This is a genomic window from Azospirillum agricola, assembly GCF_017876095.1.
GTDB classification, from domain to species: domain Bacteria; phylum Pseudomonadota; class Alphaproteobacteria; order Azospirillales; family Azospirillaceae; genus Azospirillum; species Azospirillum agricola.
On sequence record NZ_JAGINM010000020.1, the window covers coordinates 75,244 to 100,083 of the forward strand.

Below are 24,840 nucleotides of genomic sequence, written 5' to 3' on the forward strand. Positions count from 1 at the left end.
CCCTTCTTAACCGAACAGCCGCAGGCGCATCAGATGACGCGACGGAGTCGCGATCTGCGTGCCCAGCAACAGCATGTCGTTGGCGATGCCCTCGCGTGGGTAGGACAGATGCAGGGACCGCCCTGGCCGCCAGGACAGGCGGGCGGCAGTCATCTCCACCGCCACCCACAACGAGCGGCGCGGTTCCCCGTCCGGGCGCGGTCCAAACAGCGTCAGCAGCCGGGCGGCGAGCGCCTCCATGGCGGATTGCTCCGTCAACGCCGTCTCGACCTCGACCGACCGCGCATCGTCCCCCCAGCGCGTCTTGACCCATTCGGCAGTGGCGACGGCGCGGCGCCACTCTTCCCGGAGCCACACCTCGCGGTCGGTGTCGCGCAAGCCGGTGGCGATGCGGCTGCGGTCCATCGGCTGGTGGTTGCGGCGGCCCTTGACGGTTACCTGCCAGACCGGGACGGCCAGCTCCTGATCGTCTACCCCAATGTCGAGGATCTGCCCCTCGCCGATGCTGGCGATGGGGGCGGACGGCGCGTCGAGCCGGGCAACCTGCCAGCGGCCGAGCGCATCGGGCAGCACCGCCGCCCCTTCGGACCGGGCCAAGGTGTCGATCACCTCGCGGTATTTGACCGCCCCGGCCCACCATGCCCCGATCTTGGCGGTCGATGCCCAGGCGGTCAGGGTGTCGCCGATGGTGCCGGCACCGCGCCGGCCAAGCGCCCAGCGGATGGCGGATGCGGCGGTGTCGCCGGCGTCGACCCGGCCGATGGGGTCCATGGTCAGGTCGCCGCCCAACGAACCGCCGAGTTTGACCAGGCCGCGCGCCAGGTCGCGGGCATACTGCGTCGCCGTCAGCGTCACCCCGTCGAAAGCGGCCGAGTTGGCGGTCGACGCCAGCGTCATGTTCGCGGCGTCACCCCGGTCGTACAGCGTGCCGGCGCTGGTGACCGGCCCCTCGTCCAACTGCCACGTCCGGCTGACGCTGTTGACCATCTTGCCCGGCACGTTCGCCGGCCGTCCGAGGCAGAGCGGCACCACGTCGCCCTTGCCGGCGTCGACCGTGCCGTCGTAGCCGACCGCCCCGACATTGGACCCGCCATAGGTGCGGGTGACGACGTCGGTGTCGAGGCTGGCGCGCAGGTCGTAGAGCGGCAGCGACACCTTGCCGGCCGAGCGGGCCGACAGGGTCGGCTGCGGCGCCTCGGCCCGGCCGGTGATCACCGGCGTCATCTCGGCCCAATACTGCCCTTCGTGTCCCATCCGGATATGGATGGCGCCGGGCGCGCAGCCGGCGAGCCAGCTGTAAGCCCCATCCCCATTGTAGATGTCGAGCATGCCGGCGCCGACGTCGCCGGCCAGCCGGGACAGGTCAGCGTGGGTGCCGACCGAATAGGCCGGCGGACCCGCGAGGCGGGAGCGATAAGCCACGTTGGGTCTGTCTGGATCGTCGTGCGGAAAGGGCAGGATCGGGCTGTCGCTGACGTGCAGGGTCTCGGCGATGCCGGAGGGCCGCGTCACGGTGATGTCGGCGATCCAGACGGTGGGAGTGCTCATCGGGAGGCCACCTTGAGGATCTTGACGCCCAGCGCCCGTTGCTCGGCCGCCAGCCCGTCGATCGCGTCCTCGACGTTGGCGAGGCGGCTGGACAGGTCGCGGATCAACCCGCCGATTTCCAACACGGCCGACCGGACGCCGCCGATCGCCGTGACCACCGGCGCCACGTCCAGCGTCACGGTCGGCGCGGACGGTGCCGGCTCGGCCAAGCGCGCCGTCCAGTCCAGCGCCGAGGCGCCGCCAACGATGCCGCCGCGCTGGTAGGCGCCGACGACGCGGTCGTTGGCGGGCGGCAGCGTGTTGTGCCGGTTGATCCAGGCGATGGCCGCCTCGCCGCCGATGGCGTCGGTCGCGCCGGCCGTCAGCACGCCCTCGCCGCCGGCCAGCCAGATGCGCCCACCGCCGGCGTACTCGGCCGCCACGCTGTCGATGCCGTACAGGCCATTTCCGACCACGCCGCCCGGCGTCTGGCCGATGACGCCACCGCGCTGGTACGCACGGCCCTCGGCCGCGCCCCACATCTGATAGTGCTGGGCACCGCTGGTGATCTCGCCCCGGATGTAGGCGTCGGCGACGTCGGGATAGCGGGCGATGTACTGCTGATCGCGGCTGAGCACCATCCCGAAGGATTGCCGGCCCTCACGGGCGCCATACAGGATGTAATGGGCGAGCGCCGTCAGGTTGCTGGTAGCGACGTCAGGATAGGCCGCGACGTACTGTTGCTCGGGCGTTGCGGTCGTGGCGGCGGCGGGCGCGCGGGCGGACATCAGGGCTTCCCACCGGCCGGTTTGCCCGGTCGAGACCAAGAAGGTATTGAAGGCGCGGTCGCTGACGGCGCCGGTCCAGCCGACCTGACGGGCCGCCGCCGTCAGCTCGTCCGCCGTCATGGTGGCGGCGCCGGCGTCGGCGGCGGCCGAGGCGGCGTAAGGCTTGGCCTGTGCCGCCGTCCAGCCGCGCACCAGGGCCTCGTAATCGGTGTTCTTGCCGTTGGCGACCAGGAAGTCGTTGAAGCCGGGGTCGCTGGCGTTCCCCGAATAGCCGAGGAAGTGGGCGACGCTGTTGCGGGCGTCGGCCGACAGGCCGGACCACGTCGCGATGACGTCGGACGGCGCGGTGTAGGGCTGATAGCCCGGCATCTGACGCACCAGCGTCACCAGCTGCGCCATGTCGGTGTTGCCGGCGCCGATGGCGACCTTGATCTGGTCGAGCAGGGCGCGCTGGGCGCTGCCCAGACCGGTCAGTTCGGTCAGGCGGTCGATCTGCGCCTCGGCGGCGTCGGCGCGCTTGGTCTCGCTGTCCTTCAGGGTCAGCCCGAGCTTGGCCGTCTCATCCCAGCCGCTGCGAACGTCGGTCAGGGTCTGGTTGTAGGCCGTGCGGTCGCCGGACAACGCCTGCTGAAGCTCCAGCCACGTCTTGCCAGCCGCGTCGAGCTGGCCGGCCGCGTCGATCGCCGCCGTCCGCTGGTCGTCGGTCGCGGTGCCGGCCTGGAGTGCGCTGGCATAGGTGTTGACGATGCCCCGCAACCGCTCGAATTCATCCCGCGCCGCATCCCGCAGTGCGACCGGGCCGAGGTTGGAATAGGTGCTGTCGGTCATGATGTCGCGGCGGGCGCGGTCGAGAGCATCGGCGACGTTGCCCCAGGCGGTCGCGGCCTGCTTGGCGGCGGCCGCCGTGGTGCGGTAGCCCTCGGACACCTCTTGGATGGCCGTCGACAGCAGGCTGGACCACGACGAAGCGACCTGCTGCTGACGTGCGGCGGCTTGGGTCTGCGCGTCGGTCGTCGCCTCCAGCCCGTGCACATAGCGCAGGCCGGCGATGTAGGCGTCATCATAGCCCGCCGCGATGGCCGCCTGAATTTCACGCTCGTTCTTGAAGCGCCGCTCGGCCGCGTCCGCCTCGGCGGTACGGCCCTGCCCCCGCAGGGAGCGCACATACAAATCCTCGGCCCCTTGCTGGCGCTGGTCCGCCGCCGACCACGTCGTCGTGATGCCCTGAAGGATGGTGTTGAACTGCTGCCCGGTGATGGCGCCCGATTGCAGCAGCGGCACCAACCGTTGATAAACGTAGGCAAGATCGGCAAAGGACGCTGTGCCGCCGTCAACCGCCCGGAACAAGTTGTCCATGCCGGTGGCGAAGGCCGACACCCCGGTGCCGGCACGATTGACCATCGCCCCGTCCAGAACATCCGACGCCGTTTGCCGCCTTCCCGGTTCCGTGATGGCTGCAATCGACGCCCAGCCCTGGCGCAGGGTGGACAGCGTCTCCTGGCTGGACTGGTACGCCGACGTCACCATGCCGATGGCGCTGGCGTACTGCTCGGCCGTCAGCACCCCATCATAGAGGGCTTGATCCAGCGCGACCTTGGTCCGGGTAACGTCCGACACCGTCACAGCGCCCAGGTGTGCGGAGCCGGCCAGCGTGTCGAGGTTGGACGTCAGCGCCGCGAAGGCAGGCCCCGTCACCGTCGCGACGCTGGCGCCGGCGACTCGGAACTGATCGGCGGCGGACAGTGCCGCGCGGCTGTTGGTGAGAGCGTCGATCTGGACGCCGGCTTGCCGTTGCAGCAGCCCGACTGCATCGGTGTACGCGGCTTGGAACTGCTGGGTGTAGCGGACGGCAAGGGCCGCCACCTCGCCCGCTGTAAAGCCCAACGAGACCAGCGCCGGCCGGAACGCCTCGAAGTTGATCTCTGCTTCCTTCGTGGCGGCGGCCATGCCGACCAAGGGTTCGGCAGCGGGACCGAGACCCATCATCGCGACGATGCCCTTCCTCGCCGCCTCGGTCAGTTCGGTCTCGGTCGCCAGCCCCAGCTCGGACGCCTTGTCGCGCCACTCGACGATGTTGGTCTTGACCTGCTCGCCGAGGGATTTGGCCGACGCTGTGAAGCTCTTGATTTGGTTGTTAGTCGGATCAAGGTTCGCGTTCAGCAGGTCGAGCTGTGCCCGGAAGCCGGCCGCGAACTCCAAGTCGGACGCCAGATCCTCCGCTTTGGTCGCCTTGCTGTTGCGCAGGGCCGTCCGCACGTCGTCGCTGACACCGGAGACGCGGCCTTCCTGATCGAGGCGCTGGATGGAGGTCTTGATCAGGGCGGAAATGAACTGTTCCTGGCTGCTGAAATCCTGCCGGTTGTTGCCGGCCTGATCCATCAGCGTCCACTTGCCGTCCTTCTCGTAGTAGGTGAAGCGCTGGAACGCGCTTTCACCCGCCTGCTGGAAGGTGGCGCCGATGCCGGTGATGATGGTGTTGATGGACGCGGCGGCGGCGTCGCTGATCTGCCGCATCGCGCTGCCGTCCATGCCGTTGTCCCCATCGGACGGGCCGGACTTCGCACCGTTGCTGTCAACGAAGATGTTGCCGGCGCCGTTCGGGCCGACACTGGCCTTGACCGTGCCGAGCATCCCCATGATGCCACCGACGATGGCGCCGATGGCGATGCCGACCGGCCCGCCCAGCGCACCGAAGCCCATGGTCGAGGCAAGAGCGGATGCACCGGCGCCGGCCGCCGCACCCGACAGACCGCCAACGACCTTGCTGTTGGTGGCGGTGCCGAGCAGCCCGCCGACAAGGCCGCCGCCCAGGGCGCCGGCACCGGCCGCGCCCAGGTAGGCCGAAATCCCGCCGTTGACGGCGGCACCCGCGCCCTGCGCACCCGCCGCGCCCCAGCTGTTGTAGGCCGCGAGGCTGCCCGTGGCCGGGTTGATCGTCGTGGCGGCCAAGCTGGCGGCCTGTCCACCGACCGCCGGGACGATGGTCGAGGTCGCCGTGCCGATGCCCAGCGCGTTGGCGCCCCAGAGGTCGACCTTGTCCATCAGGCTGACGCCGCCGGTCAGCTTGTCGAACGCCCAGCCGCCGCCCTTGGACAGGGCGGTGTTGGTCAGGCTGCCGGTCAACCCGCCGCCCGACTGGGCACCGGTGGCGGAACCGCCCACGGAAAAGAGCGACGGGGCGTTGCCACCCGTCATCCAGTTCTTCATCGGGTTCAGGACGGTGAGGGTCAGCGCGGCCTGGATCACCTCCGACATGACCGCCTTGGCGATCGACCCCCAGCTGATGGTCGAGGCGGTGCCCTGTGCAAAGGCTTCGGTGATCGCGCTGCCGACCCGGTCGAACGCCTGCTCGCCCAGTCGGCCCAGCTCCGTCCACAGCGCGCCCTGCTGCTCGATGTCGGCGCGCAGCCGGATGGCCGCGTCGTGCTTGCGCAGCAGCGCCGCGACCTCGTCCTCGGTCGCCGCCGGAAACTGGCGACGGATCTCCAGCTCGGCGCGGGCGAGTTCCAGGGTGCGCGCCCGAACCGTCTTCCCTTCGCCCTGAAGAGACTGCTCCAGCTGCAACAGCTGGATCTCTTCGTCCTTCGACCGGATGGCCTGATTGTAGCCCTGCTGCTGCTGCCACTTCGCCAGCTCGGCCGTCTTCGCGCCGATCGCCTTGGCCCGCTCGCCGTCGACGGCCACGCCTTCCTTCTCAACCTGCGCGGCGGCCTGATTGCGGAGGGTCGCCTCGGCCACCGCCTTGGCGCCGCCCAACTCGGCAGCGGCCAGTGCCTTCGTCGCGGCGATCTGGAGGTCAAGGTCGCGGTTCCACTGCGCGGCGGCAAGCGTCCGGCGGGCGGCGTCCTCCTCGGTCAACCGCTTCGCCAGCTCGCCATGGGCGCCGGCGCCGACCTTCAGCGTCTCGTTCTCGATCTGCTGCGCCAGCGTCACCGCCGCGACCGCCGCGCCGCCCTTCTCCGTGGCGGCGGCCATGTCGAGCAGCTGGCGGGCCTGCCGGCTGCTGGCGGTGGCGGCCTCGCCGGCCTGACCCGACAGGCCGGCCATGGCCTCGCGCAGCTTGCCGGTCCGGAAGGAGGCGGCGTCGGCCTGGACGATGACGCCGTCGCGCAGGGCGTCCGCGACCGCCTTGTCGGCCTGCGCGGCGGCGATGGTGGCCGGGTTTCCGCTGGCCTGCGCCTTCGCCAGCTTGTCGGCCGCCATCGCCGCCTCGTTGGTCAGGCGGACCTGCTCGGCGCTGTTGGCATTCCGCTTCGTCCGCCACGCCGCCGTCAGGCCGGCGCTTTCGTCATCGGTCAGCGGCCGGCCCTTGTCCTGCTCGACCTGATCCAGCGTCTGGTACAGGTCACGGAACTTGGGCGAGACTTCGACGGTGGCCGCCTCACGCTTCAACCGTGCGATCGCCGCCGCGACCGGGGAAATCTTCTCCTCCAGCTGTCCCATCAGGAAGGCGGCGTCGGCGGCGGAAATCCCCAGCTTTTTCAGCTCGGCCGGCGGCAAGGCGAGAACGCGCGTCAGAACGTCGGTTTGCGTCCGCAGCTCGACCTCCGACTTGGTCAGCAGGCCGTTGCGGGTGACAACCAGGTCGACGGCGTCGGCGGCATCGGCGAGGCGGCCGGCCAGCTTGTCGGTGACCGACTGACCGGCTTCCGCCGACCCCCACATTTCGGCCCAGCCGTCCTTCGCGTCGCCGAGCGCGGTCTCCAATGTCCGCAGCTTCGCAAGGCTCGCGTCGATGTCCTTCTCGACGTCGGCCAGCTGGCCGTCCGTCATGGCGAGGTTGCGTTTGGCGTAGACGCCGCCGGCGCCGGCGGCGTAGCGGGCGCGGTCCGCCTCCAACTGGCGGCGCCGGGCCAGAAGCTGATCCAGGGCGAACTGCTCGCGGATCAACGCTGCTTCGTCCGTCTTCCGCGTTCCCCAGGACAAGGCGCTGTCGGCCGTGTTCAGAGCGATCGTTCCAGCGTTCAGGATGCTGATCCAACCGTCAATCAGAAGCCTGCCGCCGTTGGCCAGGAACCGCTGCTGCGCATTCTCGATCCGCTGGAACGCGGCTTCGACGGATCCCGATGCGCGCTCGGCCTCTCCGGCGTAGCCCTTCAGCGCTTTCAGCAGGGTGTCGCGGAAGACCTCCGACGTCACCCGGCCTTCGGCGATCAGCTTGCGGAAGCCACCGGTCGGCAACCCGGCGGCCTTGTCCAGGTCGAGCAACAGGCCGGGCAGCGGCTCGACGACCTGATTCAATTCCTCCATGTGGACGATGGGCGACGCCAACGCTTGGCTGAGGCCGTACATGACGTCACCCATCCGGCCGGCGTCCGCCGCGTATTTCACCTGTGCGTTCGCCAGCCCCTCGGTGAAGGCGCGGGCTTGGTCGACCGTCACCAGACCGGACCGCGACAGGTTCAGCAGGCGGGCGTAGCTGTCGGCCAGGACGGCGGTGCTCTGCCCCAGCCGGTCGGCCGACTTCGACAGCCAATCCTGATTGTCGCGCAGGGCGGCGCCGGTGCCCACCAAGCTGGCCAGCCGGCGTTCCAACTGCTGCGCCTGCGACGCGGCGCCGATCAGCTCGCCGCCGAAGGCGAGCACGCGATCGACCGCCAGCAGGGCGCCCATGGTCTTCAGGCCGCCGGCAAGGGTGCCAAGCATGTCCGTCAGGCCGGATGCCCGGTCGTTGGCCCCGTCCAGCGCCGCGCTGAACGACCGCGTCATGCCGCTGTGAACCGACAGGATGTCGGCGGCCTGCCGATGGACGGTTGCCCCGTCGGCAACCGTCCGCTGCAACAGCTTGGCGCGCTCCGAGACCTCCCCCATGTCGGCGGACAGTGCGCCGGTGGCCCGGCGATGCTCCTCCAGCGACACCACGACGGAGCGGTCACCGACGCGGCGCAACTCGGCGCCAGCATCGTTCGCGGCGGCGCCCAGCCGCCCCAGGTCGGTCACGCTGTCCCCGGCCACGCCGCGCAACCCGGCGCCAGTGGCGGTCGCGGTCGCCGCGAGCTTGTCCATTTCCTCGCGCGACACACGGACACCACCGATCAGCCCGGCGGCGTCGGCGGTGAACTGGAAAGCGACCTTCATGTTCGCCACGATGGAGGAACCCGGAAAAAGAACAGCGCGACGGCCATTATCGACCGTCGCGCCGTCCCCGTTCGACGGGGCAATCTGCGGGGGGATACCCCGCTATCCCTTGGTTTTTGGCGGGTTCTTCCGCTTCCATTCGGCCAGCCAGATGCCGCCCGCCTCGGCCTCGGCCGCCTGAAGAAGAACCAGCGTGGTGCGGTCCCAGGGCACTCCGTACCCATCGGCCAGGACGCGCAGCTGCGACCAGTCCAACCCGATGGGCGGGCCTCCCAGCGCCGGATACCGCCACAGCCGTTCCGCCGCCGTGAACAACTCGAACACCGGCCAGATGCCGGACCACACCCGCACGATGTCCGGCACCTCCTCCCTCACCGCCTCGGCGACGACCGGCGCCGCGCCACTCAGCTCCGACCAGTCGGCCGCTGTCGGCCGGGGTGAGACCATCCGGCGGCGCTGGGGGGAGGAGGCGTCCGCCCCAGCCCAGCGGCGGACGGCGGTGATCAGTTTCCCTTTTTCGGATCCCCGTTCAGCACGAGCAGGAAGGCCGTCCACAGCGCGGCGCGCACGGCGCGGTACTGGCACAGCCGGCCGACCAGCTCCGGCGAAAACTCACAGGGCGTGCCGTCCTTCTCGGCGAAACCGTGTCCCTCCGGCAGGCCGACGACGAACGCCTTGAGCTGTTCGGCCTGCTGAAGCCGCAGCTCGCGGCGCAGCTCGGTCAGCCGGCGTTCGGCGGCGGCGCGCTCGGCGTCGTCGGTCGCTTCGCTGCGCTCCCGCTCGACCTCGGCGATGCGCTTGGCCTGCGCCTCGTTGTGGCGCTGGACCTGCTCGGAGACGTCGTCCAGCTCGTCCTCGGTGGGCACGCGGAAGGTGACGTAGGCGGTGCGGGTGACGAAGCCCTGCTGCGACTTGCCGCCGCCGGTCCGCGCCGAGGTCGGCTGCTGGATGTGGACCGGGCTGGTGACGGTCAGATCATCGTCGAGAACGAAGACGGGTTTGCTCATGGAAAAATGTCCCGTGGTTGGATTACGCGGCGGCGGCCGAGGCGAAGATCGTCCAGTCGGTGCCCTCGGTCAGGGGAACCGCCTTGCCGGACAGGTCGAAGACGAAATCCTTCTTGCTCTCGCCGGGCTTCGGCGGGTCGAGCTGCCAGCGGTCGGTGCGGATCACCACCGCGTCGCCGGCGTCGACGCCGTGCTGGAGCACGAAGGAGCCGAAGGCGCGGCTGACGCAGAGGGCGAAGAAGTCGATCGACGCCATGGAGGGGGCTTCGATCTTGGCGGTGAGGCTGGCCTTGGCGTCGTTGATGCGGGCGCCCTTGCGGCCGACGCGCGAGACGTACTCGACGGTGTTGCCGGCGTCCCAGCCGAAGCTTTCCAGCACGACGTCCTGGCCGAAGAGGTTGGCCAGCGGCGTGTTCTCCGTCGACACGACCAGCGGGTCGGGCCACGCGGTGTAATCGGGCTCGATCTCCAGCACGAGCACCGGCGCCGCGTAATCGGCCGTCACCTCGATCTCGAAGTACGGGAAATCGTCGGCGGTCCCGCTGGCCTTGATGGTGCAGCGCCCGCCGAGCATGCGCCAGCGCTGGACCTTGGCGGCGTCCTCCGGGTCCGGCAGGGTCAGAACCACTTCCAGGCTCTTGTGGCCGGCGCGGTCGCTCGACGGGCTGTAGGTGCAGCCGGCCGGCGTCAACGCGATGGTGAAGACGTCGCCGGCGGCGAAGTTTGTGCCGATCGCGCCGGGGGTGATGACCGCGCCGCCCGGCAGCTGGAAGGGCGAGGCCGTGGTCATGACGACGCCGGTCTGCGAATAGGCCGGGTCCGATCCCAGGGCGGGCGCCGCGACCGTGAAGGCGGCCACGCCGGTGCCGCCCGGCGTCGTGCAGGTCAGCGTCGCGGTGCGCGGGTGGACACCGCCATAGGCCGTGGTTCGGGCGTAGGTGAAGGCGCCGGTGCCGCTCGTCTTCACCGCCGTGGCGGCAATGGTGGCGTTGGCCGTCGCGGCGACCTGCGCGCGGACCGCGCCGCCGGCGCGGGCGAAAATGTCCCAGCAGGGAATGCCGGCGGTGCCGGCGCCGACCAGGGCGACCTTGGCCGACAGCTTGGAGCGCTTGTTCAGCAGGATGGAGGCGTTCGCGCCGAAGAAAGGCTTCACATACGGAAGCTCCTTGGTGTCGGCTTCGAGCGGCGTCCACGTCACGTCCCACAGGCGGACGGCGTTGGCGCCGGTCAGCGCCGCCGCGCCGGCGCCGAAGGCGGTCTCGACGTCGGCGAGAACGGCTTTGTGGTCCCAGTGGACCGGAGAGCTGGGCAGGGTCGACACGGCGGCTTACTCCTCGCCGCCGGTGGCGCGGCGGCGCTTGGTGGTGGACGCCGGTTCGACCGGCGGATCGGGGGGTGTCTCGGCGGTCTCGACGCCGATCGGCGCGTCGACGGTGGCGGGTGCCGGGTCCGGACTGGGGATGTCCGGCGTCGGGGTGACGGGGACCGGGCCGTCGGCCTGATCGTGGACGATGGTGTCGATGGCGCGTTTCACGGCGCGACCTCCTTGCTGTGAAGGTGCCAGTTGGTGACGAAGCTGATGGTGCTGGCGACGCTGCCGGCCGCGCCGGCGCCGCCGAGACCCTGAAGCCGGCTTTCGGTCAGGGCGAAGCCGGCGTAACCGGTGGCCGGCGACCAGCCGGCGAGCGCGAGGATGACCCGCAGCTCCAGCGGCCAGACGGCGGCACGGGCCAGGGCGCCCGAGGCGTCGCCGGCGTGCGACTGCACCAGCACGACGCCGAGGCCCTGCGTGATGTCGTGGCTGATGGCGCCGGCCCGGCGTTGGAACTGCGCGTTGAAGCCGGTGGCGATGACGAAGGCGGCCGGCAGACGCGGCGGCAGGCGGCGTTCCGCCACCAGCGTGGCGAAGTCGGTTTCGCCGGCGATGTCCGGCAGCTCGGCGGCCGGGATGCGGTCGCGCAGACGGGCCTGCACCGCCGCCGCCAGATCGATCGGCACGAAAGCGCTCATGCCGCCCCCCGAATGCCGGCGGCACCGGCCAGCCAGTCGCGGGCGATCACGCCCAGCTCGGCCATGCCGCTTTCCGACTGGCCGAGGAAGGGACGCGCCGGCATGGTGACGCTGTGCGCCTTGACGGTGTGGGTCTCGCTGTAGTTCGCCTTGGACGCCTTGGCGAAGCTCCAATCGGCGAAGGTTCGGCTCGCCCGCCAGGACGCCTTCGACGTGTCGCCACGGTGGTGCCAGTACATGGTCTGCCGCCGCTCCGGCATGTGGATGGTGCCGCCAAACTGATGGATGGCGGCATAGACGACGTTGGTGCCGACCTCGAACGCCGTGGGGCTGACGCGGCTGGTGATGCTTTGGCGCAGGCGTGCGGTGTCGGTCAGCGTCTCGCCGTTCTCGGCGAGCGCACGGACCGATGGCGGCCACGGGTTGCCGTCCGGATCGGTCTGCGTCTCGAAGCGGCGCGCGGTGTCGAACTCGACCTGCGCGGCCAGCGTCTCCATCAGGTCGGTCAGGTTCCGGCCGGCGGTCTCCAGTCCGCCGAGCAGCTGGCGCAGCTCGGCGTCGTCGATCCGGACGGAGGCGCCGGTCGGGTCCGGCATCACCAGCCCCGCAGGTTCTCGCGCCCGAAAGCGCGGGGGGCCGCGTCGACCTCGATGCCGGCCGGGGTGGCGGGCGCCGCCTCGACACCGCCGACGTCCAGCTGGACGGTGCCGGCGGCGATGTCGCGCAGGGTCCGGATCGCGGCCTGACAATCGGCGGTGATCTTCTCCGGCGCGGTGTCGACGTGCAGGGCGGCGACCGCCAGCCGGGCGGCCACGTCGGTCAGCAGCGGCGGCACGACCGTCAGCGGCAGCGTGTAGCGGCCGGACAGATGACCGTCGATCACGCTGCCGGCCGAGGCGATCCCCTGTTCCAGCACCGCGTCGACGATGGCGCCGGTGTAGGGCGCCTCGCGGTCGGTCAGCTGGCGCAGCTTCGTTTCGGTGTAGCGCCGGATCAGGTCGGCTTTGGTGATGTAGGGCACGGGCGGTCTCGCTGGATGGTTTGACGTGGCGGCGGGGACCTGCGATCCCCGCCCGCCTCATGGGCGCGGTGCGGACGTCAGCCGGCCGACACCCCCTTGCCCCGCCCGGCCTTCGCCGAGCCGCCGCCCTCCGGCTCCGGGTCGACCTCGATCACGACCAGTTGGGGTTCACGCTTCAGCAGCGCGATCTGTTCCTCGCTGAAGGTGCCGGCCGGGTGGCGGACCTGCTGTGCGGGGTGATGGTGGCCGGCCCGGCGGAAGCCGTCCGCCGGCCGGGCGACGATGATCAGATCCTGCTTCTTCTCTTCCATGCTTCCGCTCCTCAGCCCAGCCAGGGCACGACGACGAGTTCGGCCGAGCCGGCCCAGACGTTGCTGCCGCCGCCGGCTTCCGTGACGGCCTTCAGGACCGCCCTGGCCTTGCCCTCGTTGCTCGGGCCGCAGACCAGATGGGTGCCGCTCGTGTCGAGGGGATCGCCGCCGTCACGCGTGAAAAGCCCCATCTTGGTGCGGGCGTCCTCATAGGCGTCCTTGTCCAGCGGCGCCTTGGAGCCGAAGGCGAGCTGCCAGAACCCGAAGCCGACGTTGCAGCGCCCGGCCGTGCCGTAGCGATACTCGTTCCGATCGAAGACGACCTCGTCGGTGTCGCCATCCATGCGCGTGAAATCGAAGCTCTTGCGCGACTGGAAGACGATCGGCTTGACCGCCCGGCTCAGGTCCATCAGGAACCAGGGCGATCCGGAGCCGTCCTGCATGTTGCTGACCGACATCGTGCTGCCGTCCGCCGCCGTTACCGGATGGTCGGTGTCGAAGAAATACTGCCCGTCCCAGCAGCGGGTGAAGAAGCCGGCCTTCAGCAGCTCGAACACCAGCTTGTTGGGGAAGCGGCCGCCGGACTGGCCCAGTTCGCTGATGAACGGCGTGTAGATGCCGTAGGAATCATCCTCGATCTTGTCGCGACCGATGCCGATGGTCAGTTCCCACGCCCTGTTGCGGATGCTGTAATCCGCCGTGTCGAGCGAATGGATGACACGGGGGCCGACCCATTCGCGGATGCCGGGCAGGTCCTTCATCCAGCCGTAGTTTTCCGCCGCGTGGGTCGAGTTCACGACCATGGCGACGGTGCGGTAGGCGTCGGCGCCGGCCACGCTCCGCAGGCCGCCCATGAAGGCGGTTTGAAAGCCCGTGAACAGGGCCTGGAGGTTCGGACGGGTCAGGTCCATGGAATGCGGCTCCTTACAGCTCGATCCAGACGCCGAGGGCGTCGACGTTGCGGACGATGCCGGCGGCCGGCCGGGCGCCGCCGCCGTTGGTCTTGGCGACGGTCTGGTCGTCGACCGCGTAGACCGTCTTCCCGTAGTCGCCCAGCGTGATGGCATCGGCGCTGGACGAGTTGGCGAACCGGAAGACGCCGCGGTCGAACTCGACGCTGGTCGGCCAGCCGGCCAACTCGGTCGAGGCGCGATGACGGGCGCAGCCGAGCATGGTGATCGAGACCTGCGGCCTCGCCGGCACCGCCAGCCCGGCCGAGGTCTGCCCGACCAGGGCGCCGGCGAAGACCGTGGTCGACGGCGCCAGATCACGCACCCCGTGGGTGAAGCCGTTGTTGGTTTTCGGCGTGTTGCGGTCGTTGGAGAGCGCGGTCATGGATCAGGCTCCCTTTCCGCCGGCGGCCAAGGTCGCCTTGAAGGCGTCCTCGGTCAGCCCCATGGCGGCACAGACCGCCTTCTGCTCGGCGGTCAGCTCGCCGGCCTTGGCGCTCTGGCGGGCCTGTTCGCCCGGCGTCAGCACCGGCACGGCGCTGCCGGCCAGCCGGTCGAACAACGCCTTGTCGGCCGCCGCGAGCGCCAGCAGCTCCGCACGCTGGGCGGGGACGAACTTGCCGGCGGCGATGGCGGCGTCGACTTCGGCGGTGACCTTGTCGCCCTCCAGCGTCTTCAGCCGGCTGGACAGGGTGGCGACCTGTGTCTCCAGCACGGTGGCGGCGGTGGCGTTCGTCTTCAGCGTCGTCACGGCGGCGACCAACTCGGCCGGGGTGGCGGTCGCGGCCAGACCGGCGGCCGAGGCGATGGCCGGCAGCTGGTCGGCGGTCGCCTTCAGGCTGGTGACGGCGGCGGCCAGCTGTTCGGCGGTGGCGCCGGCGGCGAGGCCGGCGGCGGCGCACAGCGCGGTGGCCGGCCCGGTGCCGGCCTTCAGGGTGGTGACGGCGGCGACGGCGGTGGACTGGTCGGCGGTCTTGGGCAAGCCAAGGGCCTCCAGCAGCACCGCGAGAAACGGATCCATGCGATCTCCATGGGCATGAGCGAGGGCGGTGAGCTGCGGCAGCGCCGGCCGGTTGACCAGGGCGGCGCCGATGACGCGGGTGATGGCGCGGTCCTTCTCGGCGTAGAGGAAGGACGGCGAGAGGAAGCGGTACTCCTTGGACGCGATGGCGCGGGCGCCGGCCTCGGTCCATTCGACGTCGGCCCAGACCTCTCCGTAGGCGTTGACCTCCATGCCGGTGATCCAGCCGGCCGCCGGGGCTGATCCGCCCTTCGGGGCTGCCAGATCGGCGGCGTGGTCGTAGTCGATCGCCAACACCCCATGCGGGGCGGCGGCGAGCGAGGCCCGCACCACGGCGGCGGCGTCCGCCAGCGTCCACGGCGCGCGACCGTCGGATGGTTTGACGGTGCCGGCCGGCAACAGCTGGATGCGGCGCGGTGGCGTTCCCGCCGTCGTCAGATCCGTCATGCCGGCGGCGGTGGCGACGGCTTCGTTCGCCGGGCCGGTGGCGCAAAGGGCCGGCGCCGGCCCCGCGAGGGCACCGGCGCCGGTGGGTTGGGAGAAAGGGCGCGTCGTCGTCATGCCGCCAGTTTGGCGTCTTGGCGCGCGGGAAACTCCGGGACGAGTTGCGGGGGGATTTCCCGCCGATTTCGGTCTGGTCCCGCCCATGCGGGGCACCCCGTCTGGCGGGATGGGTCAGGAAGCCCGTTTAAACGGGGTTTTAAACCGGTCTGGGGCGCGTCGGCCCCGGACGTGCGGCGGCGGGGACAAAACGCATGGGTGGGCGTTTGGCGGGGCTGGACGCGATCGGGCCACCCGCCTATGTAAGAGGGGAGCCTGTGATCCTGACAACCGGGAAATCGCCGGTCCGGTTCGGTGGGCGGGAAACCGCCGACCGCCACGGGGAAAGTGGCGTGCCCCCTTGGTCACAGGCTCTCGATCATGGGTTGCCTTCACGCCCGCACGTAATGCAGCATCATTTCAAGCATGGTGTTGTTTAATTAATACGTTGTGTTTTCCCAGTATTAGATTGCTTATTCTTTGTCGAGTACATCGCGCATTGATGTGCCTTGATAATAATCATCATAATTCTGGAAAGGGGTCGTCGAAATATGTCAAAGCCTAAATTACACCATTGGCTGCCTCAGTTTTTGATGCGTCCTTGGTGTGGTGAAGATGGTCTTGTGAACAGGTTTCACCGCCCTCATAAAGATGTAGTTTACGGGAGAAAAGGGCTTAAATACCTTGGAAGCGAAAATAGGTTGTACGAGGCGAGCTGGAAATTAATTGGCGATCCCTATCATTATGAAAACAATATTTTTTCGAAGGTTGTTGATGACCCGTCTTCTTCACTTATTAAGAAAATAATCAATTTTGGGGTGGGAGAATTAACGCCAATGGAGAAGAAAAGCTTTTCACATTTTTTATTATTGCAAATGATTAGATCAAGTGAAAGATGTATTGGTGAAAATCAGGCCGATTTTATATCTTTTGAAGAGTTTTTATTAAGAGTAAGAAAAAGTGAGAGTGATATGAAGCGCCTCGATGACGTGAGCATATTTAATATATATGTTAACAATATCAAAGGATCTGGAAGTCATTCATGGATACAAGCAATGTTAGAATTCGCCACAGATCCAAAATTAGTTGATTCCATATTAAAGTTAGAATGGATGCTAATTGGGTGCTTGGATACTGGATTGGATTACGTTCTTGGGGACAAGCCAGTTTTGGCGCAAATAGCAAATGGGAAAGTTATGGAGATAGCGATTCCGCTTTCTCCAAACATCCTATTCCACGCATCATCTCCCGATCGCCACTCTTTCGATCCAATTTTTAGCGAAAATTCTAGAGAAATATTCATAGTATTAAACGTTATCGAACAGATGAAGCGCGCAAAGGACTTTGTCATATCAAAAAACCTTGGTCGTAACGGCGGATATTTAAAAATGGCGGAAGAATATATGAAGCATCCAGTTCCTTCCTAATCGGTGACACCTCATAAAAAATGCGTTCATCTGCTGATGAAGGGGCTATCCCTCACGCCTTCCCGTGGACCCGGACATAGCGGGCGTCGCGCTCGATGTCGGCCGGCGCCACCAGCCCGCCGGTGACGACGAAGTTCCCTCGGACCGATGTGCGGTTCGGCATCTTGGTGGCGAAGTTCACCCGCACGACGATCTTGCCCAGCTTGCCGTCGCGGCCCGGCGGGTCGAAGACATAGAGCAGCGCCGGGTTCTGGTGGTCGAAATAGACGGCGGTCGGCTCGGCCAGGATGGTGGGCAGGCGCTTGACGTCGGCCGGGATTAGGCGTTGCGCCTCCTTCTTGGCATCGCGCAGCAGGTGCGACAACCCCTTGTCGGAGACCATCAGGGCACCGCTGTCGGGCATCAGCTCGGGCTTGTTGGCTGCCAGCCAGCGGACGATGGGTGGGGACAGGGTGCCGACCGGTCGCATGTCGCCGCGCGGCCGGGCCAGATCGAGGCCGTCGACCCACTGGGCGAACTCCGGCTGGATTTGCCGGGCCAGCGTCGGCGGGTCGGCCACCTCGGCCGCCAGCTCGGGCGGCAGGGCGGCCATCTTCTCCAACAGCTGCCGGGCGCTGGACGCGGTGCGGGCGGCCTTGCCCTTGTGGTAGGCGAAGCCGGGATCGACGCCGGCCGGCACTTCGACCGTCTCGCCGGTGCGGCTGTTGTGCCACGAGCGCGGGTCGAGCGGCGGCGGGTTGGCCGTCACGGTCCAGCTGGCCCGCTCCAGATCGCGGGCCGAGAGCTGTTGCACGGTGCAGCGGCAGCCCCAGCCGCAGGGCGGGCTGTGAGTGTCCCACCAGCTGTGGCCGACCGGCAGGATGGTGCCCGACCATGCCAGATGGTCCGGCCGGGTCCGATCATCCCGGACGGCGACGTAGCGGAGATAGGGTCGGGCCGGCGCCAGCCGTTCGATCCGCTCCCACTGGCCGGCCGCCATCGCCATGCGGACGTTGGTGTCGAAGATGGTGCGCAGCCGGCGCGGGCTGCCGAGCTGGACCGCCTTCTCCTCTCCGGTCAGCGGATCCGTCTCGATCGACTGTCCCCACCAGCCGCGCGCCTGAAGCATCGGCTCCAGTCCCTTGCGCCACTGGTCGAAGCTCTGCCCCTCCTTTAACGCCGTCACCAGCGAGGCATGGACGTCGGCCAGAAGGTCGACCTGCATCATCTTGGCGACGGTGAAGGAGACGGCGTGTTCCGCCTCCCACACGTCCTGCCACGCGAAGCCGACCCGGTGGCCCTTGGCTTCCAGAAAGCGGATCGCCTGTTCGGGCGGCAGGGGTGTGAGAGACGGAGCGGGCATGAACTGCTACTTGGCTAGGGCTGTACGGATGCGGGACGCTGCGGTTTCAAAGATGGCTGGTGACTGTTCGATGCCAATGAAGCGGCGGCCGGACTGGATGGCCGCGACACCGGTTGTGCCCGACCCCATGAAGGGATCTAGGATGATGTCGCCGGGTTGGGTGATCCGCAACAGATCGGCCATGAGCGCCGTTGGCTTGCCGGCCATGTGGTGCTTGTCCACCGCCCGCACGGGATGACGGAACACGCCAGGAAGACACGGGGCGTCAGGGCCGGGCCGGTGCGGTCCATGGCTGGCCCACAGCAGGTATTCCGCCTGATGACGGAACCGCCCTTTGTCCGGTCGGCTCCCTTCCGTCTTGTCCCATACGACCGTGCCACGCCAGACCAAACCGGCGGCCTGGATGGCGTCGCTGGTCGCGGGAGCCTGACGCCAGTCGGTGAAGGTGGCAAACACCCCGCCCGGCTTGAGAAGCCGATAGCAGAACGATGCCCAGAGCGTGAACCAGTAGGCGTAACCGCGCTGGTCTCGGTTGTCGCCCAGGAAGTCGGGATAGCGGCCTGCCTTCTTGTCACCGAAGATGTATTTCTGGCTCGTGATGCCCATTCGAGCGCCACGGGATTGGCCGCCGCTGGAGTAGGGTGGATCGGTGAAGACGTGGTCGACGGAGCCGGCTTCCAAGGTCGGAAGAACATGCAGGACGTCGCCACGAAACAACACCGCCGCTCTATCGCCAAGGGTGATAGGGGCGAAACGATCAATCGCAATGTCCACGAACTCTCTCTATCGAGTCGGGCGCTCTCGGGCGCTCGGGTAGGGGGTTCGTGACCCTCACATGATTCATGGTGCCGCAACGCGGACACTTGATTTCGAGCATTTCTGCGGTCCCGCGCGCCAAAAGCCGGCGGCAGGATCCACAACGGATTTCCTCCATGGGTCGGATTGCCTATGGTGCCCGCCCCCAGCTGGGGAAGCGGGACGGCCGTGAGACGGCCTATTGCGGTCGTGCGAGGCGTACCCTCGCGGTTCGGGCTGTTGGCGCAGCCCGACCCCCGCCGGCCGCCCGGCTGGGGGTATCTCGAAGCTTGGGAAGGTTCAGCCGGCATCATCGCCACCAGCGGCGCCGACCTTGGCCGCAACCCGCGCCATGAACTGACCACGCGCCAGGGCGTCGACCAGGGCGCCGGAGTGGTCAGCGCCGGCGACCTCGACCAGACGCGCGACGAAGTCCTCGGCGCTGGTCGCGTCCTCGGCCGCCGCCAGGACGGCGGTCACCAGCGGGGCGGCCAGCGGTTTCCAGTCGGCGAGCAGCTCGTCCACCATGACGTCGACCGCATCGGGACCGTGCGCGCCCTGCGCCGCCAGTGCGGGGGCGTCAGCGGCCGGGGTGGGATCGGCCGGCGGCGTCTGTGAAGGCGGCGTGGCGGGAGCGCCCAGCAGCTCGTCACCCTCGTCGGGATCGGCGAAGCCGAACCGGTCGCGAACCTCGGAGGCCGACACCTTCAGTCCCAGCGGCACCAGCCCCTTCAGGGCGTCGAGCTGGAGCTTCAGATCCTTGGTGTCCGGCCGGCCGATCCGGATCGTCGGGTAGGCGTCGCGAGGCCCCAGATTGAGGATCACGGCCGGCACGACCAGATCGCGCTTCAGCGTCACCATCAGCTGGCGCGCGTCGGCGCGCTCGATGTCCTCCTGGACCTGCCGGTGTTCCTGGCCGACCGCGTGGCCGCCGGCGATCGCGTCGGTGGTGGCGGTCTGGCCGAGCACCAGCTTCGACGTCTGCCGCTCGAAGAACTCCACCAAGCCCTGGAACACGGCGGCGTTGGCGGCGGCCTTGCTCGCCTCCACGAACTCCAAATTCATCGACTGGGGGATGATGGCGGCGGCGTCGGCCGCGATGTTGCGCACGGCGCGGAGCAGCGCCGCCATGTCCTCCTTTGACGCACCCGGCCCGTAGCGACCGACGCGGATCGGCTGGCCGTAGGTTTCGACGAAGGACAACCAGTCCTTGGTGCCGAAGGACGTGAACAGCCACGCCCAGCAGGCTGGCCGGGCGAGGCCGCCCCGGATCGGGATCCCGGATTTCGTCCGGGGCTTGTGGACGATGTACTTGAACGGGTCGAGGTCGCGGCCCTCGGCGTAGCCCGGCTCGCGAAGGCGCAGGGTGGTGCCGTCCGTGCGGTCGAACTGGAACCAGCGCGGATCGCGCCAGACAATCCCGGCCGGAAGCCAGGGCTGCCGGCTGGTGTCCCAGACGATCTCGGCGACCGAGAAGCCCTTGCCGATGCCGTCGAGCAGATCGTAGAGCACGTCGGCGAAGGCGTCGTCGGCGACCACCAGACGAATCAGGTCGGCCGCCTCGATGTCCTCGGGCTTGTCGCTGGCCGCCTCCACCGTCACGTCGAGCTGGGAGACGGACAGCCGCCGGGTTCCCAGGACGGACCGGTAGTGGATGAACTTCTCCTCGATGTCCTCAGCAAGCGCCAGATAGGCGGACGGGTCGCCCTGCTCGGCCTCCAACAGGATGGAGCCGAGACGGCGCGGCGTCAGACCATGCGACGGATGCTCGGCCAGGACGCTGCGCACCCCGGTGACGGTCGGGGCGGACAGCTCCTCGGCCAGCACCTCGCGGACGATCGGCAGGCCGGTGACCGGGTCGAGGATGGGGGACGTGATGCGGATGGTCGCCATGGTCAGTAGCCTCCGGCGCCGAAGCCGAAGCCCCGGTCGTCGTCGTCGGTGAAGTCGGGCAGATCGTGGCGGCGGTTGGCCTCGGCGCTGCGGGCCGGCTCGTAGCCGTAGCTCTGCGCCGGCAGGCGGCTGGCGTAATGCGCCAGGACGGCGGCGATGCCGGCGTCGCCGTGGCGCTTGTGACCGTCCGTGCCGGTGGTGCGCGCCTGATGGCGCTTCAACTGGGCGACGCCGTCGCGCATTTCGAACTGGCCGAAATCGACCAGAATGTCGGCGTCCTTCGCCAGCAGCATGGACGCCCCCTCCAGCGCCGCCTTGAAGGGCGGCATGTTGACCCGATACCACTCGGTCGAGAACTTGACCTCCTCGACCCGGTCCGGCCCGAACAGCTGGCGCATGCGCTCGGCGAGGCTGGCGCCGTTGCCGCCGGCGTCGATCGCCGCCTTCACCAGACGCGGCATCCGGTCCAGCACGTAGCGGACGATCAGCTTCTGCTCTTCGTCGGGGACGTTGCGCAGCTCGAACACGAAGGCGGTGCGCAAGGTCAGGTCGGACATGATCTGCGCCGGCCAGCCGACCGAGGCGTCACGCAACCGGGCGTAATCGTGGCCGTAGACCGACTGGCGGGTCGGGTCGAGACGGTCGAGCAGTGGCTTCAGATGCTCCTCGCACCACGCGAGGGCGGCGGCGCGGCGGGCGAAGTCTGGCAGATCGACGAAGCCGGGTTCGCACTCCCAGCGCAACACCGGGATCTCGGCCGACATGCGGGCCACGACCAGGTCACGCGGCAGCCAGGTCCCACCCTTGTTCTTCGGGATGACCCGCAGCTCCTCGTCGGCCGCGTCGCCGTAGCTGGCGTAGATGCCAGCCGCCCAGACGTCCTCGGCCTCCTGGCTCCAGTCGTCGCCCTTGACCAAGCAGATGCGCCGGAACAGCCCGTCCTTCAGGGCGTCGTCGAAGGTGACGCGCAGGACGGGGTACGGCTTCTTGCCGGCCCGGCAAGCGTCGATCAACTGGTTGAAGGGATGGGCGGTGCCGTTGTGCGTGCTGATGACGGCGACCTTGCCGCCCCAGATCAGCAGCGCCATCGCCGCCTTCAGCAGCTCGTCCAGATCGTCGTGGAAGGCGGCTTCGTCGATGATGACGTAACCCTGCCGGCCGCGCAGGGAGCGCGGGCGCGAGGCCAGGGCGACGATTTCGAAGCCGCTGGCGAAGCTGATGCGGAACGCCTTGATGCCGTCGTCGGACCCGTCGTCGAACAGCTCCTCCGACATCGCCGAACACGCCTTGTCGAACAGCCGCGCCCAGGCGCCGCAGGTGTCGATGAACTCCCGCGCCATGTCGAGGTTGTAGCCGATGTAGAGCGTGTCCATGCCCTTCGCGGCCTTCCCGGCGGCGCTGGTCAGGACGGCGTCGGCGGCGATCGCCCAGGTGTAGCCGATGCGGCGGCTCTTCTCGACGACGACGACGGGGAAGAGCGCCGTCGTCTCCAGCAGATGCTTCTGGTAGGCCAGAAGCAGGTCCATGGGGGGACCGCCGTTGTGGCCGAGAGACGGGATCTCGGCGGGCAGGCGTCCGAAATCCTCGGCGGCGGGGCGGGGTTTCATGGCGCCTTCCGGATGCCGAGAAAGTCCTTCTTGATGTCGGCGATGGTGTCGGCCGACAGCCCCTTGCGCTTGGCGGTGGCCTCCATGGCGGCGATGGCGCGCTTGTCCGCCTCGGTCTGGAGACGGAGGATCAGCTCGGCGTCCGTCTTGCGGGCACTGGCGAGCTTCTGAATGGAGGAGGTCAGGAACATGACCTGCTCGGGATCGAAGGTGACCGGGCCGCCTTCCTCGCCATCCTCGCCGGCGCCGGTAAGCAGGTTCATGATCAGCGCGTGCCCCAGTTCGATGTTGAGCCGGGCAACCTTGGTGTCGGGTTCGTCGCCGAGCTGGCGCACCAAGCCCTCGGCCATGGCGCGGGACTGGCGCAGGCGTTCGCCGATCTTGTCCATCCCCTGCACGTAGCGGCCGACCGCCGACCGGGAGACGTCGACGTCGTGGCGGCCCTCGGCGCGCAGGGCTTGGAGCTTGGACAGCAGCTCGTCGATCGTCCAGCCATCCTCGCGCAGGCGGCCAAGCTCCTCCCGGATTTCCTTCGGCAGGCGGTCGAGGGTCGAACGGGGGGCCATGGGTCAGCCCAGCGACGGCAGCTTGACGCCGGGCAGCGGCGGGCCGAGACGACGCAGATGGTTCTCGCCGTTGGTGCGCAGCGTCGCCACCAGCACCGGGCCGACCTGCTCGGTGGCGACGGCGTCCAGACTGGCGAGATAGGTGATCTGCTGCGTCACCTGCTCGCGGGTGACATGATGACCCAGCGCGTTGACGGCGGTCTGGATGATGGAGGCGTTGCCCCGGTTGCCCGGCGCCTCGGACAGGACGCGCAGGATACAGAGGCGCAGGTCTTCGGTCAGGTGGGCCTGGAAGCTCATCACACTTTGGCCTTCAGCAGGAAGTCTTCGATCCGGGTCACGCTGGCCGCGATGCGGTTGAGCAGCTGCTGTTGCGCCTCGCTCTGGCCTTTGAGGGTGGCGAACTCGCCGCGCATCTTGGCGAAGTCGTCGGCGGTGGGCAGGTGCGTGAGGTCGCGTTCGATCAACGCGACGCGGGTGCCCAGCGCGTCATGGTCGGAGCGCGAGACGTAGCCCGTGCGCAACGACCAGACGATCCAGGCCAGCACGGTGTTGAACACCAGCGCCGCCGCCCAACCCCATTTCGTCACCGCTTCCATTGCTTACGCTCCCGTTCCAGTCGTTCTTCGCAGTCCACGCACCGCGTCGCGGCGCGGTAGGCGTCGCGGCGCCCCTGTGGGATGGCCGCGTCGCATTCGATGCAGGTGGCGGTTCCTGCCCGCGCCAGCCGGCCACGGACGGCGGTGATCGCCACCGCCGTGTCGTGGGCGCTGCGCGCCTCGCCTTCGTCGCCGAAGTCCACCGCAGCCTCAGCCCAGCGGCGGCGTGGGGGCGGTCGGGTCGAGCGGGGCGACCAGATCCAGACGGCCGGTCAGGCGCTCCTTCAGCCCCTCGGCGTCGATGCGCAGATCCTTCAGCAGGGCGGGCATCTTCGGCAGCAGGTAGCCGGCCGCGACCGCCACCAGTTCGGACCGCGTCGAGAAATCGGTCAGCGGGCTGCCCTTCATCAGGGCTTTTTCACGGGCGTACATCAGGGCGTAGGTCATGCCCTGTTCCAGCCGCTCGACCAGCAGGCTTTCCCGCCGGACGTGCAGCAGGTCGGTGCCGCGCTTGATCGCCCAGGCCAGCAGGGTGCTGATGCCGAGGAAGGCATAGTCGAGAATGGCCGAATACAGCTCCTTCGGCAGCGCCACGCTGTAGACGTCGGCGGCCAGGGCGGCGCGGTTGGCGAGAACGAACAGGGCGGCGACGGCGCAGAGCGTCCATCCGATGATGCGCAAGATCGGGATCCTTACAGGTGCGGCGCGACGAGACGGTTGAAACGGGCGACGAACTCTTCCGGCCGGCCCTTGCCCTTCGGCGTGTTGTAGACCTGCTTCCAGACGCGGGCGTGCCCCTCGATGTCGCCGGGGGCGGCGAGGCGGACGGGCGAGCGGTAGTAGATCAGCCGGGCCACGGCCGTGGCGTAGGCGAGGTTCGTGCACAGCTGCACGGCCGGTGACGGCCAGGAGGCGGCGAGGCCGGACAGGCGCGCGGCCAGCGTCGGGCGGAAGCGGAGGAAATTGGTGTGGAGGTCGTCGAGGGTGGCTGGCTCGATCTGGTACAGGCCATAGGCCGGGCCGAGCTGGCGATCACCGGCGCCGGTGATCTGGTCGAGGGCACGGAAGCCGCTCTCGACGGCGGCGGTGCCGAGAAGGAGTTCGACGGCGGCCTCACTGTCGAGGCCGGGGACGTCGGGGCCGCTGATGGCGGAGAGGGTCGGCCGCACGACGAACAGGGCGAGGTGGCGGACCGAGAGGCCGGAAGGCGCGGGGGTGTTGTCCATACCCCCTAGTTTCGAGCATCGCGCCCGAAGGGTTTACCCCTGGAGTTGTGACCGGCCGACCTGTCGGCGATCAGGGCGGGGCAGCCGGTGCAGCAACCGAATTATGCGTTACAACGCACCCGTAACGCGCAA

General features: G+C 68.5%; 25 protein-coding genes. 1 reads left to right on the forward strand and 24 read right to left on the reverse strand.

Features of this window, described 5'->3' with window-relative positions:
* Positions 1 to 6: 6 nt before the first annotated feature.
* From J2847_RS25285 to J2847_RS25345, 13 genes are all read right to left on the reverse strand, one after another.
* Positions 7 to 1,548: a hypothetical protein gene (locus J2847_RS25285; protein ID WP_209781551.1), complete on the reverse strand. Its 1,542-nt coding sequence runs from the start codon at positions 1,546 to 1,548 to the stop codon at positions 7 to 9.
* Entirely contained in the window at positions 1,545 to 8,393 is a 6,849-nt protein-coding gene (locus J2847_RS25290; protein WP_209781552.1) for a tape measure protein, read from the reverse strand. Before J2847_RS25290 ends, J2847_RS25285 begins: the two co-directional genes overlap by 4 nt.
* A 102-nt stretch (positions 8,394 to 8,495) precedes the next feature.
* A complete protein-coding gene (locus J2847_RS25295) occupies positions 8,496 to 8,840 on the reverse strand; it encodes a DUF1799 domain-containing protein (RefSeq protein ID WP_209781553.1) in 345 nt (114 codons plus the stop codon).
* A 56-nt stretch (positions 8,841 to 8,896) separates the two neighbouring features.
* Positions 8,897 to 9,400 (reverse strand): hypothetical protein, encoded by a 504-nt coding sequence (locus J2847_RS25300; RefSeq protein ID WP_209781554.1) that lies wholly within the window; start codon positions 9,398 to 9,400, stop codon positions 8,897 to 8,899.
* 22 nt (positions 9,401 to 9,422) lie between these two features.
* Entirely contained in the window at positions 9,423 to 10,721 is a 1,299-nt protein-coding gene (locus tag J2847_RS25305; RefSeq protein ID WP_209781555.1) for a hypothetical protein, read from the reverse strand.
* A 6-nt stretch (positions 10,722 to 10,727) separates the two neighbouring features.
* Positions 10,728 to 10,934: a hypothetical protein gene (locus J2847_RS25310; protein WP_209781556.1), complete on the reverse strand. Its 207-nt coding sequence runs from the start codon at positions 10,932 to 10,934 to the stop codon at positions 10,728 to 10,730.
* The gene (locus tag J2847_RS25315) at positions 10,931 to 11,410 is read right to left on the reverse strand and encodes a phage tail terminator protein (RefSeq protein WP_209781557.1); all 480 of its coding nucleotides are present in this window, start codon (positions 11,408 to 11,410) and stop codon (positions 10,931 to 10,933) included. The genes J2847_RS25310 and J2847_RS25315 overlap by 4 nt, the downstream gene beginning before the upstream one ends.
* Positions 11,407 to 12,006, reverse strand: coding sequence for a phage virion morphogenesis protein (locus J2847_RS25320; RefSeq protein ID WP_209781558.1), 600 nt, complete (start codon positions 12,004 to 12,006; stop codon positions 11,407 to 11,409). Before J2847_RS25320 ends, J2847_RS25315 begins: the two co-directional genes overlap by 4 nt.
* Positions 12,006 to 12,431 (reverse strand): gp436 family protein, encoded by a 426-nt coding sequence (locus J2847_RS25325; protein WP_209781559.1) that lies wholly within the window; start codon positions 12,429 to 12,431, stop codon positions 12,006 to 12,008. The genes J2847_RS25320 and J2847_RS25325 overlap by 1 nt, the downstream gene beginning before the upstream one ends.
* 77 nt (positions 12,432 to 12,508) lie before the next feature.
* Positions 12,509 to 12,742 (reverse strand): HI1506-related protein, encoded by a 234-nt coding sequence (locus J2847_RS25330; RefSeq protein WP_209781560.1) that lies wholly within the window; start codon positions 12,740 to 12,742, stop codon positions 12,509 to 12,511.
* Positions 12,743 to 12,753: 11 nt separating this feature from the next.
* Entirely contained in the window at positions 12,754 to 13,653 is a 900-nt protein-coding gene (locus J2847_RS25335) for a Mu-like prophage major head subunit gpT family protein (RefSeq protein WP_209781561.1), read from the reverse strand.
* Positions 13,654 to 13,666: 13 nt separating this feature from the next.
* The gene (locus J2847_RS25340) at positions 13,667 to 14,077 is read right to left on the reverse strand and encodes a hypothetical protein (RefSeq protein WP_209781562.1); all 411 of its coding nucleotides are present in this window, start codon (positions 14,075 to 14,077) and stop codon (positions 13,667 to 13,669) included.
* Positions 14,078 to 14,080: 3 nt separating this feature from the next.
* A complete protein-coding gene (locus J2847_RS25345; RefSeq protein ID WP_209781563.1) occupies positions 14,081 to 15,274 on the reverse strand; it encodes a phage protease in 1,194 nt (397 codons plus the stop codon).
* A gap of 530 nt (positions 15,275 to 15,804) precedes the next feature.
* Here J2847_RS25345 and J2847_RS25350 point away from each other — a divergent pair.
* Positions 15,805 to 16,680 (forward strand): DUF4238 domain-containing protein, encoded by an 876-nt coding sequence (locus J2847_RS25350; protein ID WP_209781564.1) that lies wholly within the window; start codon positions 15,805 to 15,807, stop codon positions 16,678 to 16,680.
* Positions 16,681 to 16,732: 52 nt separating this feature from the next.
* On the opposite strand, the gene J2847_RS25355 is transcribed toward J2847_RS25350, so the two are convergent.
* The 11 genes from J2847_RS25355 to J2847_RS25405 all read right to left on the reverse strand — a co-directional run bounded on the left by J2847_RS25355 (position 16,733) and on the right by J2847_RS25405 (position 24,708).
* Positions 16,733 to 18,022 carry a phage head morphogenesis protein gene (locus tag J2847_RS25355; protein ID WP_209781565.1) on the reverse strand — a complete coding sequence of 430 codons (1,290 nt, stop codon included), beginning with the start codon at positions 18,020 to 18,022 and terminating at the stop codon, positions 16,733 to 16,735.
* A 6-nt stretch (positions 18,023 to 18,028) separates the two neighbouring features.
* Positions 18,029 to 18,796, reverse strand: a complete 768-nt coding sequence (locus J2847_RS25360; RefSeq protein ID WP_209781566.1) for a DNA-methyltransferase — start codon at positions 18,794 to 18,796, stop codon at positions 18,029 to 18,031.
* Complete coding sequence (locus tag J2847_RS34985) at positions 18,780 to 18,956, reverse strand: zinc finger domain-containing protein (RefSeq protein ID WP_209781567.1); 177 nt, start codon at positions 18,954 to 18,956, stop codon at positions 18,780 to 18,782. The genes J2847_RS25360 and J2847_RS34985 overlap by 17 nt, the downstream gene beginning before the upstream one ends.
* 161 nt (positions 18,957 to 19,117) lie before the next feature.
* Positions 19,118 to 20,710 carry a DUF935 domain-containing protein gene (locus J2847_RS25370; protein WP_209781568.1) on the reverse strand — a complete coding sequence of 531 codons (1,593 nt, stop codon included), beginning with the start codon at positions 20,708 to 20,710 and terminating at the stop codon, positions 19,118 to 19,120.
* 2 nt (positions 20,711 to 20,712) lie between these two features.
* A complete protein-coding gene (locus J2847_RS25375) occupies positions 20,713 to 22,317 on the reverse strand; it encodes a hypothetical protein (RefSeq protein WP_209781569.1) in 1,605 nt (534 codons plus the stop codon).
* A complete protein-coding gene (locus tag J2847_RS25380; protein ID WP_085557921.1) occupies positions 22,314 to 22,883 on the reverse strand; it encodes a DUF3486 family protein in 570 nt (189 codons plus the stop codon). The genes J2847_RS25375 and J2847_RS25380 overlap by 4 nt, the downstream gene beginning before the upstream one ends.
* A 3-nt stretch (positions 22,884 to 22,886) precedes the next feature.
* On the reverse strand, positions 22,887 to 23,183 hold the full coding sequence (locus J2847_RS25385) for a VpaChn25_0724 family phage protein (RefSeq protein WP_209781570.1): 297 nt from the start codon (positions 23,181 to 23,183) through the stop codon (positions 22,887 to 22,889).
* A complete protein-coding gene (locus J2847_RS25390) occupies positions 23,183 to 23,482 on the reverse strand; it encodes a DUF2730 family protein (protein ID WP_085557923.1) in 300 nt (99 codons plus the stop codon). Before J2847_RS25390 ends, J2847_RS25385 begins: the two co-directional genes overlap by 1 nt.
* Entirely contained in the window at positions 23,470 to 23,685 is a 216-nt protein-coding gene (locus tag J2847_RS25395) for a TraR/DksA C4-type zinc finger protein (protein WP_085557924.1), read from the reverse strand. Before J2847_RS25395 ends, J2847_RS25390 begins: the two co-directional genes overlap by 13 nt.
* 7 nt (positions 23,686 to 23,692) lie before the next feature.
* Positions 23,693 to 24,163, reverse strand: a complete 471-nt coding sequence (locus J2847_RS25400) for a hypothetical protein (protein WP_209781571.1) — start codon at positions 24,161 to 24,163, stop codon at positions 23,693 to 23,695.
* An 11-nt stretch (positions 24,164 to 24,174) separates the two neighbouring features.
* Positions 24,175 to 24,708, reverse strand: a complete 534-nt coding sequence (locus J2847_RS25405; RefSeq protein ID WP_209781572.1) for a hypothetical protein — start codon at positions 24,706 to 24,708, stop codon at positions 24,175 to 24,177.
* Positions 24,709 to 24,840: the final 132 nt, after the last annotated feature.

Bases quoted from the DNA above. Each gene is read 5' to 3' on its own strand.
- J2847_RS25380 (WP_085557921.1), bottom strand. From the start codon at position 22,883: ATGGCCCCCCGTTCGACCCTCGACCGCCTGCCGAAGGAAATCCGGGAG.
- J2847_RS34985 (WP_209781567.1), bottom strand. From the start codon at position 18,956: ATGGAGGAAATCCGTTGTGGATCCTGCCGCCGGCTTTTGGCGCGCGGG.
- J2847_RS25295 (WP_209781553.1), bottom strand. From the start codon at position 8,840: ATGGTCTCACCCCGGCCGACAGCGGCCGACTGGTCGGAGCTGAGTGGC.
- J2847_RS25390 (WP_085557923.1), bottom strand. From the start codon at position 23,482: ATGGAAGCGGTGACGAAATGGGGTTGGGCGGCGGCGCTGGTGTTCAAC.
- J2847_RS25315 (WP_209781557.1), bottom strand. From the start codon at position 11,410: ATGAGCGCTTTCGTGCCGATCGATCTGGCGGCGGCGGTGCAGGCCCGT.
- J2847_RS25340 (WP_209781562.1), bottom strand. From the start codon at position 14,077: ATGACCGCGCTCTCCAACGACCGCAACACGCCGAAAACCAACAACGGC.
- J2847_RS25320 (WP_209781558.1), bottom strand. From the start codon at position 12,006: ATGCCGGACCCGACCGGCGCCTCCGTCCGGATCGACGACGCCGAGCTG.
- J2847_RS25290 (WP_209781552.1), bottom strand. From the start codon at position 8,393: ATGAAGGTCGCTTTCCAGTTCACCGCCGACGCCGCCGGGCTGATCGGT.
- J2847_RS25405 (WP_209781572.1), bottom strand. From the start codon at position 24,708: ATGGACAACACCCCCGCGCCTTCCGGCCTCTCGGTCCGCCACCTCGCC.
- J2847_RS25350 (WP_209781564.1), top strand. From the start codon at position 15,805: ATGTCAAAGCCTAAATTACACCATTGGCTGCCTCAGTTTTTGATGCGT.
- J2847_RS25375 (WP_209781569.1), bottom strand. From the start codon at position 22,317: ATGAAACCCCGCCCCGCCGCCGAGGATTTCGGACGCCTGCCCGCCGAG.
- J2847_RS25370 (WP_209781568.1), bottom strand. From the start codon at position 20,710: ATGGCGACCATCCGCATCACGTCCCCCATCCTCGACCCGGTCACCGGC.
- J2847_RS25335 (WP_209781561.1), bottom strand. From the start codon at position 13,653: ATGGACCTGACCCGTCCGAACCTCCAGGCCCTGTTCACGGGCTTTCAA.
- J2847_RS25300 (WP_209781554.1), bottom strand. From the start codon at position 9,400: ATGAGCAAACCCGTCTTCGTTCTCGACGATGATCTGACCGTCACCAGC.
- J2847_RS25345 (WP_209781563.1), bottom strand. From the start codon at position 15,274: ATGACGACGACGCGCCCTTTCTCCCAACCCACCGGCGCCGGTGCCCTC.
- J2847_RS25355 (WP_209781565.1), bottom strand. From the start codon at position 18,022: ATGCCCGCTCCGTCTCTCACACCCCTGCCGCCCGAACAGGCGATCCGC.
- J2847_RS25385 (WP_209781570.1), bottom strand. From the start codon at position 23,183: ATGAGCTTCCAGGCCCACCTGACCGAAGACCTGCGCCTCTGTATCCTG.
- J2847_RS25285 (WP_209781551.1), bottom strand. From the start codon at position 1,548: ATGAGCACTCCCACCGTCTGGATCGCCGACATCACCGTGACGCGGCCC.
- J2847_RS25330 (WP_209781560.1), bottom strand. From the start codon at position 12,742: ATGGAAGAGAAGAAGCAGGATCTGATCATCGTCGCCCGGCCGGCGGAC.